General features: G+C 59.3%; 5 protein-coding genes and 1 pseudogene. 3 read left to right on the top strand and 3 right to left on the bottom strand.

The annotated features are described in order from the left end of the window. The 3 genes and pseudogenes from GHO41_RS28845 to GHO41_RS28835 all read left to right on the top strand — a co-directional run. Positions 1 to 628: phosphatase PAP2 family protein (locus tag GHO41_RS28845; protein WP_153435310.1), on the top strand; the 628-nt coding region annotated here is incomplete at its 5' end. A 13-nt stretch (positions 629 to 641) separates the two neighbouring features. Next, positions 642 to 1,418 (top strand): hypothetical protein, encoded by a 777-nt coding sequence (locus tag GHO41_RS28840; protein WP_153435309.1) that lies wholly within the window; start codon positions 642 to 644, stop codon positions 1,416 to 1,418. 227 nt (positions 1,419 to 1,645) lie between these two features. Next, positions 1,646 to 1,870: pseudogene (locus tag GHO41_RS28835) on the top strand (TonB-dependent receptor domain-containing protein); the annotation flags it as partial. Positions 1,871 to 1,932: 62 nt separating this feature from the next. Here GHO41_RS28835 and GHO41_RS28830 read toward each other — a convergent pair. The 3 genes from GHO41_RS28830 to GHO41_RS28820 all read right to left on the bottom strand — a co-directional run. Next, positions 1,933 to 2,253, bottom strand: a complete 321-nt coding sequence (locus GHO41_RS28830; protein WP_153326002.1) for an XRE family transcriptional regulator — start codon at positions 2,251 to 2,253, stop codon at positions 1,933 to 1,935. Beyond that, a complete protein-coding gene (locus GHO41_RS28825) occupies positions 2,246 to 2,617 on the bottom strand; it encodes a type II toxin-antitoxin system RelE/ParE family toxin (protein ID WP_153326004.1) in 372 nt (123 codons plus the stop codon). The genes GHO41_RS28830 and GHO41_RS28825 overlap by 8 nt, the downstream gene beginning before the upstream one ends. Before the next feature lie 190 nt (positions 2,618 to 2,807). Further along, positions 2,808 to 3,205: OprD family outer membrane porin (locus tag GHO41_RS28820; protein ID WP_256678889.1), on the bottom strand; the 398-nt coding region annotated here is incomplete at its 5' end.

Below are 3,205 nucleotides of genomic sequence, written 5' to 3'. Positions count from 1 at the left end.
GGCGCGGGATGAAGAAGCCCGGCGGGCAGCGCTGGCACTGCGTGGCACGGCCCGGGAGGCGCTCGCGGCAACGGATGCAGAGTTGTCGTTCCCGGGCCCGGCGAACACATTCTCGTGCGCGATGGGGACACAGATCAGCGAGAAGACCACGCCGCATCTGTACACCTTGATGCAGCGCACGCTGACGGATGCCGGTGGCTCCACGTATGCCGGGAAAAACGCCTACAACCGCACCCGTCCGTTTGTGGTGCATGACGAAGGCACCTGCCGCAAAGACATGGAACCACTGCTGCGCACCGACGGTTCCTGGCCTTCCGGGCACTCGGCGGCGGGCTGGGCCTGGGGCTTGATCCTCGCAGAAGTGAACCCGGCACGCGCCACTGAACTGATGACCCGCGGCCTTGCGTACGGCCAAAGCCGGGTCATCTGCAACGCCCACTGGCAAAGCGATGTAGATGCCGGGCGCATCATGGGCGCTGCCACCGTGGCCAGCCTGCACAGCAATCCGGCGTTCCTGAAAGATCTGGCAGCGGCGAAGGAAGAAATCCAGGCGGCGCAAAAAGCAGGCAACACGCCGACAGAAAACTGCGCCGCCGAGGGCGTCGCGCTCTCGTTGACGCAGCACTGAACGGGGACGCGCCATGAGGCTCAGTAACACTTCGTTGCGGCGTAAACACGCGCGTATGGCCCTGCTGTTCGGGGCCTTGGCGAGCGCAGCAGGCGGCCTGCCGACGGTCGCTAACGCGGCAGACAACGATGAATGGCAGTTCAACGGCGGGCCATACCTGTGGGGCGCTGGCATTCGTGGGCACGTCGGCCACAAAAGCACAGGGACGGCCTCTGTGAAGTCCGACTTCTCAAACATCGCACGCACCGTCGACATGTCGTTGATGTTCATGGGTGAAGCGCGGCGCGGGCCTTACAGCGTGCTTGCCGATCTGATGTACATCGACACCGACACCCGCAGCCGCCTGCCAACCGGGTCCAAGCTTGAGGTTGAGGGCAAGACGGCGTCAGGCTTTTTGGGCGGCGGATATACCGTTCTGGGCGATGACGATTATCGGGTCGACGTCGCGGGCGGCGTGCGCGTCTGGTACAGCAGCACCACGCTGACCCTGCATGGTGGGCAGGCTTCGGGGCATTCCGGCTCTGACAACGCCACGTGGGCAGACGCCATGGTCGGGCTGCGGGGGCGCTATGCCGTGAGTGAGCGGTTCTGGTTGTCCTCCTGGGGCATGGTGGGTGCCGGGCAATCCCGTGAAGACTGGGACCTGGCAGCGCTGGCGGGCTGGGAATTCACCCCCGGATTTTCGGCGGTGGCCGGCTACCGGGCCATGGGCGTGAACTATCGCAACGACGGTTTTGTGTACGACATCGTGCAAAAAGGCCCGTTGCTGGGCATTAGCGGACGGTTTTAGGCGTTTGCAGCCCGTAGCAGTTGCCGAGCCTGCGAGGCTACGTCCGATTGCGCAGCGATCGTAAACCCTCACAGCACGGTTTAACTCAAAGACTGCGACAGTCTGATTGACGACTGTTTCACAGTCGGACGTAGCCTCGCAAAGCTCGTCAACTGCTACGAAGCCTCGGGGCTATCTCAGTGCCATTGCCCGCTCGCTGCTGATCTCAACCGATACCCTGCTCGACGAACTGGGGCTACGACAACCGTGCGGGACGCTATGAAAAATTCACCCAAGACCCGTACTGGCTGGTGGACTTGATGGCGCGCTACCAGTTCACCGACAACCTGTCGGCCACCGTCAACGTCAACAACCTGTTCGACAAGGCGTACTTCACCAACATCGGTTTTTATGACTCCGCCTACTACGGCGACCCACGCAACGTGATGGTGACCACTCGCTGGGATTTTTAAGGCGGTAGGGGCACCACCTAAAAAGTGGGGAGAGCCGGGTATCGACCGGCTCTTGTGCTGTTTTAGCTCACCGCTTCCGGATCCGAAAAATTCTCAATTTTCACCTGCCCATCCGGGAAGGTCGCAATAATTTCCAGCTCCCCTCCCATGGCACGGATGTAATTACGCAACGTGCTGATGTACATGTCTGTACGCCGCTCCATTTTCGATACCGCGGCCTGATTAATATTCAAGGCCTTTGCCAATGTCTCCTGGCTCAGCTCCTGAGCTTTGCGCAGCTCATGCAAAGGCATCTCTTTAAGGTGCTGTTGATACAACGCGTGAGCACCGGCTTGAGCCTCTGGTGTCATGCGCGCTTCAAGTTCAGCAAATGATTTAGCCATGCTCTCGCCCCTCTTTGAGCAGTGTTTCAAGGTGTTCATCGTAGAGCCTCTCAGCTTGAGGAATGTGCTCCTCGTACCATCGCCCTCGACCGGTTTTATCGCCACCGAGCAACAACAAGGCGCATCGACGCGGATCAAACACATACAAAACCCGATACGGCCTGCCCGCGTGCTGGATACGCAGCTCCCTGAGATTGCCATGCCGCGAGCCTTTGATATCGCTGCTGTGGGGATAACGCAGGCCCGGACCTAGCTGGCCCAGCAACTTGACGCTAGCGGCTACTGAGACTTGCTCCTTTTCCTCAAGCCCCTCCCACCAGCACCCAAACTCATCGGTGTATTCGACTTCCCAGTTAGAGACCAAAATATGCCACCCAAGGAATATAAACTCAAGGGAATAATCCTAAGAGCTTCAACCTCTTCCTGCTACCCGCAAAACTCGCTCAATTGTTAGTTTTTGTTCGGCGCACGAAACTCAAAAAAAACGCCCCGAACCAACCGGTTCGGGGCGTTTTTTTATTCAGATGTCAGACCTGACTGGCAGGCCCGTGGCATCAGAAAATGCTGATTGGGTAATCAACAAATACACGGACTTCGTTACCGCCGACGTTGTAGTCGCTGGCGTTGTTGGAAACGCGCAACCACGAACCGCGCAGACGCACGCTCAGGTCTTTAACCGGACCGCTTTGTACAACGTACTTGGCCTGGTTGTAGATTTCGCGCTCGGTACCACGACCACGGCCTGAACCGTCGTCGATGTTGGTGCCGCGTACGTAGGCGATGTTGTAGGTCAGGCCTGGAATGCCAACGGCGCCGAAGTCGAAGCCGTAGCCCAGTTGCCACGAACGCTCGTCTTTGGCGTTGAAGTCAGACCAGTAGGAGGGGCCGCCCCGTCTTCGACGCCGCGCTGTCGCGCAGCAAACTGGGTCTAGAGTTGAAGAGCGCGCGCGGG

Source organism: Pseudomonas sp. FSL R10-0399 (assembly GCF_009600165.1).
GTDB lineage: Bacteria > Pseudomonadota > Gammaproteobacteria > Pseudomonadales > Pseudomonadaceae > Aquipseudomonas > Aquipseudomonas helleri.
Note: the sequence above shows the minus strand (reverse complement) of the source record. Positions and strands in the feature narration are given on the sequence as shown.

Coding starts and splice junctions, on each gene's coding strand:
- GHO41_RS28830 (WP_153326002.1), bottom strand. CDS start 2,253: ATGGCTAAATCATTTGCTGAACTTGAAGCGCGCATGACACCAGAGGCT.
- GHO41_RS28840 (WP_153435309.1), top strand. CDS start 642: ATGAGGCTCAGTAACACTTCGTTGCGGCGTAAACACGCGCGTATGGCC.